Source organism: Cupriavidus taiwanensis LMG 19424 (assembly GCF_000069785.1).
GTDB lineage: Bacteria > Pseudomonadota > Gammaproteobacteria > Burkholderiales > Burkholderiaceae > Cupriavidus > Cupriavidus taiwanensis.
The window spans coordinates 1,880,934-1,897,869 of the sequence record NC_010528.1 but is presented as its reverse complement, the minus strand read 5'-3'; the positions used below and the strand labels follow the sequence as shown (position 1 = coordinate 1,897,869).

The window sequence follows — 16,936 nt, the reverse complement described above, 5'->3', positions numbered from 1 at the left end:
AGGCTAGCCCATGTACGTGATCGACTGGCTGCACCGGAACGCGCAGCATTTCCCCGACAAGGTGGCGCTGGTGGACGTGGAGAGCGGCCGCCACGTGACCTATCGCCATGTCGACGAGCGCGCCAGCCGCTTTGCCGAATACCTGCGCGACCATCTGCGGCTGGCACCGGGAACGCGCGTGGCGGTGCTGGCGCACAACAGCTCGGACTATCTCGAGATGCTGTATGGCTGCGCCAAGGCGGGCATGGTGATGGTCTGCCTGAACTGGCGCCTGCCTGTGGCCGAACTGCTGCCGATCCTGCAGGACTGCACGCCGCAAGTGCTGGTGGCGGGCGACGGTTTCCTGGGCGTGGCGGCGGAACTGGCGCGCGCCCTGCCGTTGCGCGCGGTGCTGCACCTGGCGGATGACGAAGCCGCCGACGTGCCCGCCGGCTGGACCGAATATGAAGCCGTGCTCGACGCCGCATCCGGGCGCATCATCGAGATGCCGTGCCGCGACGAGAACGAAATCTGGCACTTGCTGTACACCTCCGGTACCACGGGCAAGCCCAAGGGCGTGATCCAGACCTACGGCATGGTCTTCTTCAATGCCGTCAACGCGATGCTGGCCAACCAGATCACGCGCGACGACGTGTTCCTCAATGTGCTGCCGTTCTTCCATACCGGGGGGCTGAACCTGTACGCCAACCCGGTGCTGCACGCCGGCGGCACCGTGCACATCCTGCGGCAGTTCGAGCCGCAGGCGGTCCTGAGCCGGCTCGACCGCGGCAGCGGCGCGGGCATCACGATGTTCTTCGCGGTGCCGGCGGTGTACCTGTTCCTGAGCCAGCATCCGCGCTTCGCGCACACGGACCTGTCCGGCGTGCGCAATATGGCGGCGGGCGGTTCGCCGGTGCCCCGGCCATTGCTGGAGGCTTACCTGGCCAAGGGCGTGACCATCCGCTTCGGCTTCGGCATGACCGAAACCGGCCCCACGGTCTTCGTTTGCGACGAGGACACCGCGCGCCGCAAGCTCGGCAGCATCGGCAAGCCGGTGGGATCGATGCTGACCCGCATCGTCGATCCGCTCGGCGCCGACGTGGGCCCCGGCGAGCGCGGCGAGTTGCTGATCAAGGGGCCGGGCGTGACGCCGGGCTACTGGAACCTGCCCGAGGCCACCGCTCAGGCGCTGCGCGACGGCTGGCTGCATTCGGGCGACATCGCTTATTTCGACGCAGACGGTGACTACTACATCGTCGACCGCGCCAAGGACATGTTTATCTCGGGCGGAGAGAACGTGTATCCGGCCGAGGTCGAGAACGTGCTGTTCCAGCTGCCGGAGGTGGCCGAGGCCGCGGTGATCGGCATGCCGGACGCGCGCTGGGGCGAGGTCGGCATGGCGCTGGTGGTGTTGCGCCCGGGGAGCGTGCTGGATGCCGATGCCGTGGTCGCCCATTGCAGGGCGCACCTTGCCGGCTACAAGGTGCCGCGCCACGTGCGCTTTGTCGATGCATTGCCGCGCACGCCATCCGGCAAGGTCGAAAAGCACAAGCTGCGTGCCGGCCTGGCCGGCAACAGTGGCTGAGGCGCGCACCAGTCCCCTCGTTTGATGTTGTCCCCGATGTTCGCGGTCGCAGTGCAGTCTTTCATTGACGTACATCTCGACGGCCCCGGCACGGGGCGGCATAAGGAGGATCCCATGCAGTTCACGCAGCACTCGCCGCGGCTCCGCGGCCTCAGGCTCACGGCGTTGGCGGCGGCGGCATCGATGCTGGCCGCATGCGGATCGGGCGACGACAACAACGGCAACGGCGGCAATCCCAATACCAAGCCGGCCTATATCGGCGCAGTCACCATCAACAGCTACGACGGCGCCTCCGACGACCTGCTGACCGCGGGGCTCGGCAAGGACGGGCTGGCCAGCAGCACGGCGCCACTGCCGCTCAATCCGGCCGCGCCTACCGCGGCCGAGCTGCGGCGCTATGCCATCTATACCAACTATCGCGCCATCGTCGACACCAGCGCTGGCGGGGGCTACGGCTCCCTGTACGGCCCCAACGTCGATGCGCAGGGCAATGTCACCGGTTCGGAGGGCAAGGTGGCGGGCGTGGAATACGTGGCGTACTCCGACGACGGTTCGGGCCAGCAGAACGTGACCATGCTGGTGCAGATTCCGGCCTCGTTCAACACTGCCCGGCCGTGCCTGATCACCGCGACCTCGTCGGGCTCGCGCGGCGTGTATGGCGCCATCGGAACCGGTGAATGGGGCCTGAAGCGCGGCTGCGCGGTGGCCTATACCGACAAGGGCACCGGCGCGGCGCCGCATGACCTCGATACCGACACCGTGCCGCTGATCGACGGCACCCGCACCACGCGCGCCGCCGCCGGCAAAAATGCGCACTTCGCCGCGCCCGCCGGCGCCACCGCGCTGGCGGAATTCACTGCCGCCAATCCGCACCGGCTGGCGTTCAAGCACGCGCATTCGCAGCGCAACCCGGAGAAAGACTGGGGCAAGTTCACGCTGCAGGCGGTGGAGTTTGCGCTGTGGGCCATCAATGACCGCTTCGGCGCCGTGTCGGCCAACGGCACGCGCCAGCGCACGCTGGGCCAGGACAAGGTGCTGGTGATTGCATCGAGCGTGTCCAATGGCGGCGGCGCCGCCGTGGCAGCCGCGGAGCAGGATGCCGGCGGCCTGATCGACGGCGTGGCGGTGGCCGAGCCCAACCTGAACATGCCGCCCAACACCGGCATCGTGGTGCGGCGGGGCGCGTCACAGGTGGCGGCTTCGGGCCTGACGCTGTACGACTACACCACCACGGCCAACCTGCTGCAGCACTGCGCCGGCCGCGCCACCGCGCTGACGCAGGCGCCGTTCTACGCCAACCCCACCATGGCGCCGTTCTTCGCCGCGCGCTGCCAGACGCTGGCCGAGAAAGGGCTGGTCACCGGCGCGAACACGGACCAGCAGAGCGCCAGCGCGCTGCAGGCACTGCGTGCCGCGGGCTGGGAGGCGGAATCGGACGACCTGCACCCGTCGCTGGCCGCGTTCGACGTGGCGGCCGCGATCTCCGTCACCTACGCCAACGCCTATGCGCGGGCCAGCGTGACCGACCGGCTGTGCGGCTACAGCTTTGCCGCCACGCTGACGGACCTGAAGCCGGCGGCGATCGCGCCGGCCGCGCTGGCGTCGATGTATGCGACCGGCAATGGCATTCCGCCGCAGGCGCCGGTCCAGCTGATCAACGACCGCGATCCGCAGCATGGGCCGTACCTGAACCTGCCGTCCGTGTCCGCTTCGACCCAGCGCGCCGACCTGAACTACGACGGCGCCAGCTGTCTGCGCAACCTGCTGACCGGATCCGATGCGGCGGCGCTTGCGCTGCAGGCCGGCCAGGCGCTGACGCTGCGCAATGGCAACCTGCGCGGCAAGCCGGCGTTGATCGTGCATGGGCGCAGCGACGCGCTGCTGCCGGTCAACCATACCTCGCGCCCCTACCTGGGCCTGAACCGCCAGCGGGAAGGCGTGACCAGCAAGCTGTCCTACGTGGAGGTCGAGAACGCCCAGCATTTCGATGCCTTCATCGGCGTGGTGCCCGGCTACAGCAACCGCTACGTGCCGCTGCACGTCTACCTGAACCGGGCCCTCGACGCGGTCTACGACAACCTGACCACGGGCAAGGCGCTGCCGCCGTCGCAGGTGGTGCGGACCACGCCACGTGGCGGCACCCTCAACACGCCGGCGCCGGCGCTGCTGTCGTCCAACGTGCCGCCGTTCGCGGCCGTGCCGGCACCGGGCAATGCCATCACCGTCAATGCCAATACCGTACAGGTGCCAGACTGATGCACGACAACCCGCCGCGCGTGCTGTCGCAGCGCGATTTCGACCGCTTCGCCGCGCTGTCGCGCGACGATAACCCGATCCACTGCGATCCGGCCTTCGCCCGTGGCACGCATTTCGGTGCCACGGTGGCGCACGGCATGTTCCTGTTCTCGCTGCTGTGCGCGCATAGCATGCGGCAACTGCCGGGGCCGGCCTTGCCGGTGGCGCAGTCGCTGATGTTCCCCGCGCCTGCGTTCGTTGGCGATGCAGTGCAGGTGGCGCTGTCGGCCCAGCCGGCGCCGGCTGGTCTGGCCGCCTATGCCACCACGGTGAGCAGCGCGGCCGGGCCCGGGCACGCGCCGCGGGTGACGGCGGCCGGCGAATCACGCTGGCTGGTGGACGCGAGTCCCGCCGCACTGGCCAGCCAGCCAGCCGGAGCGGACCCCGCCGCGCAACACGGTGACGCGGCCTTGTACGGCCTGCGTCCGGGCCAGCAGGCGGCCGCGGCGCGGGCCTTCACCCCGGCTGACCTGGACGAGTACGTGGCGCTCACCGGCGATGCCAACCCGTTCCACGCCGATGCCGGCTTCGCCCGCGCGCGGGGCTTCGCTGGCCCGGTGGTGCCGTTGCCGCTGCTGGCAGGCATGTTCTCGGACCTGCTCGGCACCCGGCTGCCCGGGCGCGGTACGGGCTGGATGAAGCAGTCGTTGCGGCTGTGCGCGCCGGCCCGGCTGGATGAGCCGCTGACCGCCCGCGTGCGCATCGTACGGCTGCGCGCCGACAAGGACCTGGTCAACCTGGCCAGCGTGGTCACAGGCGCGGACGGCCGGGTGGTGGTGCAGGGCGAGTCGCTGGTGCTGGTGCGCAACCTGGCCGACAAGGGCGCCGACCGCGCCGCCTAGCCGGCGCGTATCTCGGACATCACATGCCGCCTGCGCAGCGCGTCCGGGCGGTGTCACGCCGGACGGGCGCGATATCGCGCCGAAAGCGGCCTTGAAATGTCACGGCCAAGCCTTATCTTTCGGTATGACATCGAGTGTCCGGCAGGGCATACGGGCGCGCCGGCAAGCAGGCCGGCGGCAACGCCCCCGCATCGGGACACGACCTATCCGAGAGAGGAATCCTATGCGTCTTGACAAGCTGACCACCCGGTTCCAGGAAGCGCTGGCTGAAGCGCAAAGCCTGGCCCTGGCCAACGACAACCAATACATCGACCCGCAGCACGTGCTGCGCGCACTGCTGTCGCAGGACGACGGTGCTGCCAAGGCGCTGCTCGCACGCGCCGGCGTCAACGTGCAGGGCCTGCAGACGGCGCTGGACGCCGCCATCAAGCGCCTGCCGCAGGTGCAGGGCACCAACGAGGTCCAGATCGGCCGCGACCTGGTCAACCTGCTCAACGCCACCGAGAAAGAAGCGCTCAAGCGCGGCGACCAGTTCATCGCCAGCGAGCTGTTCCTGCTGGCCGTGTCCGACGACAAGGGTGACGCCGGGCGCATCGCGCGCGAGAACGGCCTGAACCGCAAGTCGCTCGAATCGGCCATCCAGGCCGTGCGCGGCGGCGAATCCGTCAACAGCGCCGAGGCCGAGGGCCAGCGCGAGGCGCTGAAGAAGTACACCATCGACCTGACCGAGCGCGCCCGCATCGGCAAGCTCGACCCCGTGATCGGCCGCGACGACGAGATCCGCCGCGCGATCCAGATCCTGCAGCGCCGCACCAAGAACAACCCGGTGCTGATCGGCGAGCCGGGCGTGGGCAAGACCGCGATCGTCGAAGGGCTGGCGCAGCGCATCGTCAATGGCGAAGTGCCCGAGAGCCTGAAGAACAAGCGCGTGCTGGTGCTCGACATGGCGGGGCTGCTGGCCGGCGCCAAGTACCGCGGCGAGTTCGAGGAACGCCTGAAGGCCGTGCTGAACGACGTCGCCAAGGACGAAGGCCAGACCATCGTCTTCATCGACGAGATCCATACCATGGTGGGCGCCGGCAAGGCCGAGGGCGCGATCGACGCGGGCAACATGCTCAAGCCGGCGCTGGCGCGCGGCGAGCTGCACTGCATCGGCGCGACCACGCTGGACGAGTACCGCAAGTACATCGAGAAGGATGCCGCGCTGGAGCGCCGCTTCCAGAAGGTGCTGGTCGACGAGCCCACCGTGGAAGCCACCATCGCCATCCTGCGCGGCCTGCAGGAGAAGTATGAGCTGCACCACGGCGTGGAAATCACCGACCCGGCCATCGTCGCCGCGGCGGAGCTGTCGCATCGCTATATCACCGACCGCTTCCTGCCCGACAAGGCCATCGACCTGATCGACGAGGCCGCCGCGCGCATCAAGATGGAAATCGACTCCAAGCCGGAGGCGATGGACAAGCTCGAGCGCCGCACCATCCAGCTCAAGATCGAGCGCGAAGCGGTCAAGAAGGAGACCGACGAGGCTTCGCTCAAGCGCCTTGACCTGATCGAGCAGGAGATCGCGCGCCTGGAGAAGGAATACGCCGACCTCGACGAGATCTGGAAGGCCGAGAAGGGCGCCGCGCAGGGCACGGCCGCGCTGAAGGAAGAGATCGAGAAGGTCAAGCTGGAGATCGCGAAACTGCAGCGCGAAGGCAAGCTCGACAAGGTGGCCGAGCTGCAGTACGGCAAGCTGCCGGGACTGGAAGGCAAGCTCAAGGCCGCGACCGATGCCGAAGCCAGCGAGCAGAAGCAGCCCAACAAGCTGCTGCGCACGCAGGTGGGCGCCGAGGAAATCGCCGAAGTGGTGAGCCGGGCGACCGGCATCCCGGTGTCGAAGATGATGCAGGGCGAGCGCGAGAAGTTGCTGAAGATGGAGGAGCGCCTGCATGCTCGCGTGGTCGGCCAGGACGAGGCCGTGCGGCTGGTGTCCGATGCGATCCGCCGTTCGCGCGCCGGGCTGGCGGACGAGAACAAGCCCTATGGCTCGTTCCTGTTCCTGGGCCCGACCGGCGTCGGCAAGACCGAGCTGTGCAAGGCGCTGGCCGAGTTCATGTTCGATTCGGAAGAGCACCTGATCCGCATCGACATGAGCGAATTCATGGAGAAGCACAGCGTCAGCCGCCTGATCGGCGCGCCGCCGGGATACGTGGGCTACGAGGAAGGCGGCTACCTGACCGAGGCCGTGCGCCGCAAGCCGTACAGCGTGGTGCTGCTCGACGAAGTCGAGAAGGCCCACCCGGACGTCTTCAACGTGCTGCTGCAGGTGCTCGACGACGGCCGCCTGACCGATGGCCAGGGACGCACCGTGGACTTCAAGAACACGGTGATCGTGATGACGTCGAACCTCGGTTCGCAGATCATCCAGTCGATGGCTGGCGAGCCGCAGGAAGCGATCAAGGGCGCGGTCTGGCAGGAAGTGCGCACGCATTTCCGGCCCGAGTTCCTCAACCGGATCGATGAAGTGGTGGTGTTCCACGCGCTCGACCAGAAGAACATCGAGTCCATCGCGCGCATCCAGCTGCAGCGCCTGCAGGCCCGCCTGGCCCGCATGGACATGACGCTGGAGGTCAGCGACCATGCGCTGGAGAAGATCGCCAGCGCCGGCTACGACCCGGTGTTCGGGGCACGTCCGCTGAAGCGCGCGATCCAGCAGCAGATCGAGAACCCGGTGGCGCGGGCCATCCTCGAAGGCAAGTTCGCGGCCAAGGATGTGGTGCCAGTGGATTATGCCGACGGCGAGTTCACGTTCGGGCGGAAGCTGGACTGAGGCTGCTCACAGCGCTCACAAAGCCGTTTGCTTCCCTTCCGTAGCCGGGAGGGGAGCCATCGAGGCGGCCGATCGCACTCAAGCCCCTGCGCAATAGCGCGGGGGCTTTTTCTTTATTGGGGTGTAAGCCTCATGACCTGGTGAGATCAAGTCCTTCTGGTCGAATTGGCTTTCCGGTACTGGCTCGGGGGCATGGTTTCAATCTTGTCCCAGCAACTACGGAAGGCCTGAACGCTGCTGAATCCGGACTTCGACGAGATTGCTTCCACGGACAGGCTTGAAGCCGTCAGCAGCTTCCTTGCGCGTGCCATGCGCAGCGCAAGCTGGTACTGCTTTGGGGTCAGCCCCGTTTCTTCGAGAAACATCCGGGAAAGATGCCGGACGCTGATCGCAAAGCCTTGGGCAAAGCGGGGGTCGGAGACGGAAGCCTCCAGGTTTCGCGAGATGGCATCCTGGACGGCATGGATCAATTGGTTGCCATGCGAGCGAGACTGATACTGCGGATCGAGTCGCGGGTCATCGCTGAAACGCCGGAACGGCACGACATTCTCGTGCGCTACACGAATGGCGGCCTCATCGCCAAATATCTCCGCTACCAGCCTCAGCGCCATGTCGATACCGGATGCGACTCCCGCGGAGGTCCAGACATTGTCATCGCAGACGAAGACCCGGTTGTCGACCACCGACGCATGCGGCAGGCGCGCGCGCAGCCGACGGACGAAGGCATGATGCGTGGTGCACAGCCGGCCGTCGAGCAGTCCCGCGTCACCCAGCAGAAAGGCGCCGGTGCAGACCGCGGCAATCGTCGTATCAGGGGTCTTACTTCCCGTGAACATGCGGCGCAGCCACGCAGCGGCATCACGCCAGGGCTGCGATGCCATCAATGAAGTCTGCAGCTTGCTTCCGATCACCACCACTAGGTCCTGGCCATTGACGCGCGCAGGCAATGCCTCGATTCGGCCCAGCGCCACTCCCTGAAAGGCCTGCACATTCGCATGGGGGCCGATGCAGCGAACGGAAAGCTGACCGATACCCAGCTCCGAGACGGTAGAGAGGACCTGCAGCGGGCCGGCCAGGTCCAGCATATGAACGCCAGGCAGTACGAGTAGGTAGGCGGATCTCATGTGGCGTCGATTCCGATTGACGGGGCGCTGACAGGATTCTCGCTTCTTCGAGCGGTCGGAACGGGAATTCTATAGCTGACTGGATATGGCCAGATATTTGCTAACGCTGGCCAGTCATTTGCTGGCTGGCCGCAAGGCACCGGCTTAGGCTTGCAGTCATCAAAAAGACGTAAAGACTCACTGTGAAACACCAGGTTCATCTCAAATGGCTTTCCGCTCTCGCCGATGTGGAGGCTCATCGCATCGTCGATCTTGTTGAAGGAACGACTTTGGAAGGTGCCACGCTGGGCTATGCAGAGCGCATGTCGATCGACGAAGCAGAAGCCTTCATCGCCGAGTTGAGCTATCGAATTGCAAAAGGCCAAACCCTGGCTTTGGTCGGGATTGACGGCAGCAACCTGGTGTTCTTCTGCATGATGACTCGCAACCCTATGCCGAACTGCCGCCATCGCGCTGAACTTTCCAAAGGAGTCGTTCATCCGGACTACCGTGGCCAGAACATCATTCCGCACGCTTTCCGGGAAATCGTTCTGAAAGCGGAATCGCTTGGGATCGATCAGCTGGTTCTCGATGTACGCGCAGGAAGCCGGGCACATCTACTGTGGCAGCGATTTGGATTCAAGTCATATGGTGTACTCGATGACTATGCACGTGTAGGCGATGAGGTTTATCGCGGACACTTTCTTGTGCAACCCGTCTGTTCGTTGCGAAAGCATGTCTTCCAAGATAGTTCATCAATGGAGTCGTCTTAACATGATTAAGAGAGAGAATTTTAAGGAAGAGCTTCGTCACGTCCTGAACAGCAATCTGACTCTTGGTCACCCCATCTTCGCGGAAATCTTTGATCCGCTGAAGCCAAACCTGCCCCTGCTAAAGGCCACGGCGCTTCAGGGATATCAGTTGACCAAGAACTTCCTGCATTACGTTGAGCATCTCTTCTTCTATTGCCCGATCCCAAAATTCAAGCGTGCGCTCTTGATCAATATGTATGAGGAGGAAACAGGGCGCCTCTCCAGAAGCGACAATCATGTTGCCCTCATGCAGGACTTCTTGCGCGCGATTGGTATCGGCGATGTCGAGCGTGATGCCGAGCGTCCCTTGCCCGCTACCAGTGCGCTGATCAACTACCGGCTCGACGCAGTGCACGATCCTGCGAAGTACCACATCGGTGCAGCGGCGGTCATGATTGCGAGCGAGGGACAGAATCTCGAAACGAAAGCGGGGGAGGCCCGTCATGAACTATTCGGCAAAGTGTATGGCCTCACGGATCACGACCTGCGGTTCTTCTCTGTCCATCAAGCTGAGGATGTCGGGCATGTCGAGCAGGGTCTGAACCTAGTCTCCGAGTTATGCACGACAGCCAGGATGCAGGAAGAGGCGCTGTTTGCCGTTGACCATACGTGTAAGCTGTTCTACGGCATGTATGAAAACATTTACTCGGCGAATTGCCAGAAGGCGCCGGGCATGACGGCTCGCGGGAGTGGACGCTAATATGGACGGACACAAGAGTTCCCGCACCATCATTTCGTTGCTGATCGCCATTGGCTTCGCCGTGATGTTTGCCTCCACTGCGATAAAGGGAATCTACCAGGTCTACTTTGTCCAGTTGGCGGAGCACTACGGGCGAGGACGTGCGCAGTTCGCTTGGTCGGGTGGATTGTTCATGCTGGCTACCGGGTTCATGTCCCCTCTGGTGGGGGCGCTGAGCGATCGTGTCGGGCCATTGCGTACGTCCGCCATTGGCGCGTTCGGGGCGGGTGCCGCCTTGCTGAGTGTGGCGGTCTGGCATCAGTCGATTGTGTTTTTTAGCCTGGCCTTCGGTGTCGTGGGCGCGTTCGGCCTCGCGGCAATGACTTTCGTGCCCATGGGTATTCTCGTGGATCGTCTCTTTGAAGAGAAAAAGAAGGGTCTGGCGTACGCGGTGGTGACCAATGGCACCGCGATTGGCTTCATCGTACTCTCTCCCATGTGGATATGGTTGCAGCCGCAGGCAAGCTGGATAACCGTATTTGCTGCAGTCGGCGTCGTGCTTGCGTTACCTATAGCCATTACGTTGTGGTTGGCTTCGCGATGGGAACCCTCTTCTGCCGCCGCGGTCAGCGCTGAGGTTCCCACAAAGCATGCGAGCGCTTGGTCGGTGGTGCGGCACGACGCAGTTTTTTACGTCCTTGCCGCCGGATTCTTCGGCTGTGGCGCGACGATGGCGTTCATTGATGTTCATCTACTGCCGCACTGGCAGGATCAGGGAGTGCCAAGGTTTGAGATGGCCTTTGCCATGAGCGCCCTGGGCGTGCTTGAACTGCTGAGCGGGATCGCCTCAGGAATGCTTGCCATGCGATTCAACAAGCACCGGTTGCTTGCGCTCTTCTATGCGATGCGGTCGCTGGCGATGCTCCTTCTCCTTGCGCCCTGGCTGGGCATCGTGCCGTTTGCAATACTCTTCGGCGCGAGCTATCTCGGAACGGTTGTCCTGACATCCATGTTCTGCTTCGAGCGGTATGGCAGCCAGATCAAAGGTAAAGTGTTTGGCCTGCTTTTTCTTGTTCACCAGCTCGGTGCGTTTCTGACTGTGCAGCTCGGAGCTTGGTCCTTTGAATCAAATCGCAGCTACTTGCACGCCATTATGGCGCTCACCTTGCTTACGCTAATCTCTGCCACATGCTCGTGGTTCGGCCTACGTGGTAGCGATCGATTTCCCCGCAGTTCTGACCGGCCAATACGACAGGCCAGACCGAATCTCGATGTCAAGGGCTGACCAAGCCAGACGATCATGAATAGTTCCATGACACAGGCGGTAAGAGTCGCTCAGTTTCAGGATCTCTCCGAATCCTTCTGCGAGCCGATTGCGTTGACGTCCGCATATGTGTTCGAATCGGCAGCAGACGCGGCAACGCGATTCAGCGGCGCATCTTACGGCAACGTGTATTCCCGTTTCACCAATCCGACCGTCCGTGCATTTGAGCGACGTCTCGCGGCATTGGAAGGGGCTGAAGACGCAGTGGCGTTCTCATCAGGGATGGCGGCGATCGCCGCCATCGCTCATGCGAGACTCCGGTCCGGAGTGAATGTAGTTTGTTCACGAGATGTGTTTGGCACAACGCTGGCGGCCTTTCGGTGCTACTTCGCAAAATTCGGCGTCGAGGTTCGCGCCGTCGATTTGACGGATCTGCCGCAATGGTATGGCGCGATCGACGACAGAACCAGTCTTGCGTTCCTGGAGACGCCGTCCAATCCACTGCAGCAGGTTGCGGACATCCGGGTGGTTGCAGGCCTTGTTCACGCGCACGGCGGCTTGCTGGCTGTTGACAATACGATGCTCACGCCGATTTTGCAGCAGCCTCTACTCTTTGGCGCTGATCTGGTCGTTCATTCCGCCGGAAAGTACATCGACGGGCAAGGTCGTTGTGTTGCGGGTGTTGTGGCCGGCTCCCATGTTCTGATGGAGGAAATGCGGGCTGTGACTAGGACACTTGGGCCAACGCTGAGCGCCATGAATGCATGGCTATTGTTGAAAGGTCTTGAGACGCTCGAGCTTCGTGTTGGGGCGATTGCACGGAGCACGCGGAAGCTTGCAAACTGGTTGAAAAACCGGCGCGATGTCGGGGCTGTGTACTACAGTGGCTTCCAGTTCCATCACCAGCGCAGCCTGGCCGAGCCTCAACAGTGCGGCGCAGGTGGTGTCCTGAGTTTTGAGGTCGGCGACTCGCGCCAGAGCGCCTGGGCTTTTATCGACGCGCTTCGCTTGATCTCGATCGCGACCAATATTGGCGACACGCGCTCTATGGTGACTCATCCCGCAACAACAACGCATGGAAGGCTGACACCAGAGGAACGAAGCCGAGCGGGAATCCGTGAGAGTCTGGTACGCCTGTCGGTGGGGCTCGAGAGCGTTGATGACTTGCAGGCGGATATCGAGCAAGCGCTATGTGTCCTCGAGTCTTCTCCAACCTCGTTTGGTCAAGCTTAGAAACCGAGCGCGCGCACCTTCCTCCTCAGCCATGAGTGTCCAGATCATAGTTCTCGCCCTTCTGCTTGCCGGCGTTAGCATGATCCCGTTGATGCTTGACGCCTTGACCAGGGAGACCCGCATATGGACGCGACTGTCATGGGCTTGCATGGCGATTCTCGTCAGCGTGCTGCTTGCCATCGGTCCGAACCCGACCGCGCGTGCGCGTGTGGATGGCGTCATATTCGGCTCAAGTTGCGGTGGCACCTATTAGCAGTGGCGTAGCGGCCAAGCGGGCTCCAGTCTGGCGTGTCCCTGTCATGTTCCACCGCGTGTAAGGCAGTAGGCTCCGTGCAATTTTTTCACGCCAAGAGCCCATGTCGATCGTTGCAAGCGGCGAGGATCCGCCCCATTGGCCGAGTGGCACACTTCTCGCGTTGCAAAAGGGTTGAGTTTCCGCACAAGGCGCTGCGCCCACGCAGCCCCATCCCCCAGGAGCCCTTTATGAACGACAAGCCTTTCCTCACAGACGTCAAGACCCTGCGCGAGCGTGCCCGCCAGCATATCGACGAAGGGGCGGTCACCGCGGGCTATGCGGCCGACCGCGACACCGTGCTGAAGTTGCTGAACGACGCGCTGGCTACCGAACTGGTCTGCGTGTTGCGCTACCGGCGCCACTACTTCATGGCCAAAGGGCCGAACTCGAAGAGCGTGGCCGATGAATTCCTGGCGCATTCGAATGAAGAGCAGGGCCATGCCGACCAGATTGCCGAGCGCATCGTGCAACTGGGCGGCGAGCCTGACTTTGCCCCGGACGGCCTGACCAGCCGCTCGCACGCGGAGTATGTGGCCGGCACCTCGCTGACCGACATGATCAAGGAAGACCTGGTGGCCGAGCGTATTGCCATCGACAGCTACCGGGAGATCATCCAGTTTTTGGGCGAGCGCGACCCGACGTCGCGCCGGCTGATGGAATCGATCCTGGCTGTGGAAGAAGAGCATGCCGACGAGATGGCCGACCTGCTGAGCCGGCAAGGCGGCTGACGGGATTGCCGCGCACTTGATATGGGTCAAGCCGCCGCGGCGGCGGGCCCGATAAGATCTGCCCTGTCATGGAGATGCGGGGGCGCTCTTCATGACTTGTCTACCCGTTTCCAGAATGGAAACTTCGCCCGCACCGGTTTGCCGGTGCGGGCGTTTTCTTTTGGGCGTGTCGCTTGCGCCACTTTGGCGCAGGGCCGTGCGCGCCACTGGGCACCCTGTCTCGGGTATGCCCATATTTCCGCCGGATCTTATGCAGAAAACGGCGAAGGATCGGCGAAAGCCTTCGTTCCGTTCGGATTGCCCGGTCGGTAGTCTTGCTCCTGACACAAGCCGGCCCGCCAGGGCGGCCATGCAAACAGGCGCAAGGCGCCATTCACGACACTGACGGGAGCAACACAAGATGATCCGCAAACTGGCCATCGGCCTGGCTGTCCTGGGGGCACTGAGCGCGGCGCAGACCGCGAGCGCTGCGAACCTGCTGAACGTTTCCTACGATCCGACGCGCGAGCTGTATGTCGATGTCAACGCTGCCTTCGCCAAGGCCTGGAAGGCCCAGGGTGGCGATACCGTGAGCGTGCGCCAGTCGCATGGCGGCTCGGGCAAGCAGGCACGCTCGGTCATCGACGGGCTCGACGCCGACGTGGTCACGCTGGCGCTGGGCTACGACATCGACGCCATCGCCGAGAAGGGCCTGATCAAGCCGGACTGGCAGAAGCGCCTGCCGCACAACGCTTCGCCGTACACCTCGACCATCGTGTTCCTGGTGCGCAAGGGCAATCCCAAGGGCATCAAGGACTGGGGCGACCTGGTCAAGCCCGGCGTGCAGGTGATAACGCCCAACCCCAAGACCTCGGGCGGCGCACGCTGGAACTACCTGGCGGCGTGGGGCTATGCATTGCGTCAGCCGGGCGGCAACGATGCCAAGGCGCGCGAGTTCGTCGGCGAACTGCTCAAGCACGTGCCGGTGCTGGATTCGGGCGCGCGCGGCGCCACCACCACCTTTGTCGAGCGCGGGCTGGGCGATGTGCTGATCGCGTGGGAGAACGAAGCCATCCTGGCGATCAAGGAGCTGGGGCCGGACAAGTTCGACATCGTCGCGCCGTCGGTCTCGATCCTGGCGGAGCCGCCGGTGGCGGTGGTCGACAAGGTGGTCGACAAGAAGGGCACGCGCAAGGCGGCCGAGGCCTACCTGCAGTTCCTGTACACCGACGAGGGGCAGGAGATCGCGGCGAAGAACTACTACCGCCCGATCTCGCAGAAGGTCGCGGCCAAGTACGCCGCCAATTTCCCGAAGGTGAAGCTGTTCACCATCGACGAGGTGTTTGGCGGCTGGCAGAAGGCGCAGAAGACCCACTTCGCCGACGGCGGTTCGTTCGACCAGATCTACCAGCCCGGCAAGAACTAAAACCCGGAACCGGCGCCGCGGTCGCATGGGGCGGCCGCGGCGCTGGCCGGTCCAACAGAACAAGGAAGCCCGATGTCCATCCTGACGCTCTCCGGCAGCCCGTCGGCCCAGTCCCGCTCCGGCCTCGTGCTGGCGCACCTGCGCACGGCGCTCGAGGCTGCCGGCGAACGCACCCGCCACCTCGACCTGCGCGATCTTCCCGCCGGGCCGCTGCTGGCCGCGCGCACGGACGACCCGGCCATCGATGGCGCCACGCGTGCCGTGGCGGAGGCACAGGTGGTGGTACTGGCCACGCCGGTGTACAAGGCCGCCTACAGCGGCCTGCTCAAGGCCTTCCTGGACCTGCTGCCGCAGACCGGCCTGCGCGACAAGATCGTGCTGCCGATCGCCACCGGCGGCAGCCTGGCGCATGCGCTGGCGATCGACTACGCGCTGCGGCCGGTGCTGGCCGCGCTCGGCTCGCGCCAGATCCTTCCCGGCATCTTTGCGGTGGACCAGCAGATCGAGCCGGTCGAGGCCGCCGGCGCGCGCCACGCGCGCTTCGATGCCGCGCTGAGCGCGCGGCTGGATGAAGGCGTGCTGCGCGTGCGCGACGCGCTGGCGCACGCGCGTATCGAGGTGCCGCTCGACGTGGTGCCCGGCGCCTATGCCCGACGCGCCGCCGCGATCGCGGCGGCCGAGCGATGTTCCGCCTGAACTGATGGATTGACTGTAGCGGCGCCGGCCAGCCCGGCGCGACGGCAGCGACGCCATGCCACCCGCCACGCGGGGCCGGCAGGGCGGCGTGCTGCCGCAACCATCCCGGACATCGAACGCGGCCCGCAGCATATCGGCGCGGGCCAAGGAGGACTTCACATGACAACGACCAAACTGCTGCGCACGGCAAGCCAGCGCCGCCGACTCATTACCGCCGCGCTGGTGCTTGCCACTGGCCTGGCCTACGCGCTGCTGCCCGGCCGCGCCGAGGCACAGTCGAACCAGATCGATCCCAAGGTGCTGCGCATCGGCTACCAGAAGTACGGCACGCTGACGCTGCTGAAGGCACGCGGCACGCTGGAGAAGCGCCTCGCGCCGCAAGGCATCAGCGTCCGGTGGACCGAGTTTCCGGCGGGGCCGCAACTGCTTGAAGGGCTCAATGTCGGCGCCATCGACTTCGGCACCGTGGGCGAGGCGCCGCCGATCTTTGCTCAGGCCGCCGGTGCGCAACTGGTCTATGTCGGCAACGAGCCGCCGGCACCGGTGGCCGAGGCCATCGTCGTGCCCAGGGGCTCGGCGCTGCGCTCGGTGGCCGACCTGCGCGGCAAGCGCGTGGCGCTGAACAAGGGCTCCAACGTGCATTACCTGCTGGTGCGCCAGCTGGAGCAGGCCGGCGTCCCTTACAGCGAGATCCAGCCGGTCTACCTGCCGCCGGCCGATGCGCGAGCCGCCTTCGAGCGCGGCGCGGTCGATGCGTGGGTGATCTGGGATCCGTTCCTCGCGGCCGCCGAGAAGCAGCTGGGCGCGCGCGTGCTGGCCGATGGCCGCGGTGCCGACGGCAGGAACGTGGTCAGCAACCACCAGTTCTACCTGGCGTCGCGCCCCTATGCCCAGGCCCGGCCAGAGATCGTCAGCCTGATCCTGGATGAATTGGCGACGCTGGGCACCTGGGCGCAACAGTACCCGAAGGAGGCCACCACGGTGCTGACCGGTGAAACCGGGCTGCCGGCCGATGTGCTCGCGCTTGCGGTTTCGCGCTTCTCGTACGGCGCGCGCCCCGTCAGTGCCGAGGTGCTGGCCGAGCAGCAGCGCATTGCCGATGCCTTTTATTCGCTGAAGCTGATTCCCAAACCGGTCAAGGTGGCAGAAGCGCGCTGGGCCGCGCCGCAGCAGCAGGCCAGGCGATAACGCCGGCGAAGCAGAACAGG

At 64.7% G+C, this 16,936-nt stretch carries 13 protein-coding genes; 12 read left to right on the top strand and 1 reads right to left on the bottom strand.

Annotated elements, in window-relative coordinates; translation table 11 throughout:
- Window positions 1–10 precede the first annotated feature (10 nt).
- From RALTA_RS08660 to clpB, 4 genes are all read left to right on the top strand, one after another.
- The gene (locus RALTA_RS08660; RefSeq protein WP_012353059.1) at window positions 11–1,564 is read left to right on the top strand and encodes an acyl-CoA synthetase; all 1,554 of its coding nucleotides are present in this window, start codon (window positions 11–13) and stop codon (window positions 1,562–1,564) included.
- A gap of 114 nt (window positions 1,565–1,678) precedes the next feature.
- Entirely contained in the window at window positions 1,679–3,820 is a 2,142-nt protein-coding gene (locus tag RALTA_RS08655) for a D-(-)-3-hydroxybutyrate oligomer hydrolase (protein WP_012353058.1), read from the top strand.
- Window positions 3,820–4,701 (top strand): MaoC/PaaZ C-terminal domain-containing protein, encoded by an 882-nt coding sequence (locus RALTA_RS08650; protein ID WP_012353057.1) that lies wholly within the window; start codon window positions 3,820–3,822, stop codon window positions 4,699–4,701. Before RALTA_RS08655 ends, RALTA_RS08650 begins: the two co-directional genes overlap by 1 nt.
- 223 nt (window positions 4,702–4,924) lie before the next feature.
- Window positions 4,925–7,513 (top strand): ATP-dependent chaperone ClpB, encoded by a 2,589-nt coding sequence (gene clpB / locus RALTA_RS08645; RefSeq protein ID WP_012353056.1) that lies wholly within the window; start codon window positions 4,925–4,927, stop codon window positions 7,511–7,513.
- 146 nt (window positions 7,514–7,659) lie between these two features.
- Here the strand turns inward: clpB and RALTA_RS08640 are convergent, their stop codons facing one another.
- The gene (locus RALTA_RS08640) at window positions 7,660–8,637 is read right to left on the bottom strand and encodes a GlxA family transcriptional regulator (protein ID WP_012353055.1); all 978 of its coding nucleotides are present in this window, start codon (window positions 8,635–8,637) and stop codon (window positions 7,660–7,662) included.
- A gap of 182 nt (window positions 8,638–8,819) precedes the next feature.
- Here RALTA_RS08640 and RALTA_RS29045 point away from each other — a divergent pair, with 182 nt between their 5' ends.
- The 8 genes from RALTA_RS29045 (at window position 8,820) to RALTA_RS08600 (ending at window position 16,916) form a co-directional block, all read left to right on the top strand.
- Entirely contained in the window at window positions 8,820–9,389 is a 570-nt protein-coding gene (locus tag RALTA_RS29045; protein ID WP_012353054.1) for a GNAT family N-acetyltransferase, read from the top strand.
- Between the two features lies 1 nt (window position 9,390).
- Entirely contained in the window at window positions 9,391–10,128 is a 738-nt protein-coding gene (locus RALTA_RS08635; RefSeq protein ID WP_012353053.1) for a TenA family transcriptional regulator, read from the top strand.
- Between the two features lies 1 nt (window position 10,129).
- Window positions 10,130–11,392, top strand: coding sequence for an MFS transporter (locus tag RALTA_RS08630; protein WP_012353052.1), 1,263 nt, complete (start codon window positions 10,130–10,132; stop codon window positions 11,390–11,392).
- Between the two features lie 15 nt (window positions 11,393–11,407).
- Entirely contained in the window at window positions 11,408–12,604 is a 1,197-nt protein-coding gene (locus RALTA_RS08625; protein WP_012353051.1) for a PLP-dependent transferase, read from the top strand.
- A 483-nt stretch (window positions 12,605–13,087) separates the two neighbouring features.
- On the top strand, window positions 13,088–13,627 hold the full coding sequence (locus RALTA_RS08615; RefSeq protein WP_012353049.1) for a ferritin-like domain-containing protein: 540 nt from the start codon (window positions 13,088–13,090) through the stop codon (window positions 13,625–13,627).
- 400 nt (window positions 13,628–14,027) lie between these two features.
- Window positions 14,028–15,032, top strand: coding sequence for a sulfate ABC transporter substrate-binding protein (locus RALTA_RS08610; protein ID WP_012353048.1), 1,005 nt, complete (start codon window positions 14,028–14,030; stop codon window positions 15,030–15,032).
- Between the two features lie 72 nt (window positions 15,033–15,104).
- Entirely contained in the window at window positions 15,105–15,728 is a 624-nt protein-coding gene (ssuE, locus tag RALTA_RS08605; RefSeq protein WP_012353047.1) for an NADPH-dependent FMN reductase, read from the top strand.
- A gap of 159 nt (window positions 15,729–15,887) precedes the next feature.
- The gene (locus tag RALTA_RS08600) at window positions 15,888–16,916 is read left to right on the top strand and encodes a sulfonate ABC transporter substrate-binding protein (RefSeq protein ID WP_012353046.1); all 1,029 of its coding nucleotides are present in this window, start codon (window positions 15,888–15,890) and stop codon (window positions 16,914–16,916) included.
- Window positions 16,917–16,936 lie beyond the last annotated feature (20 nt).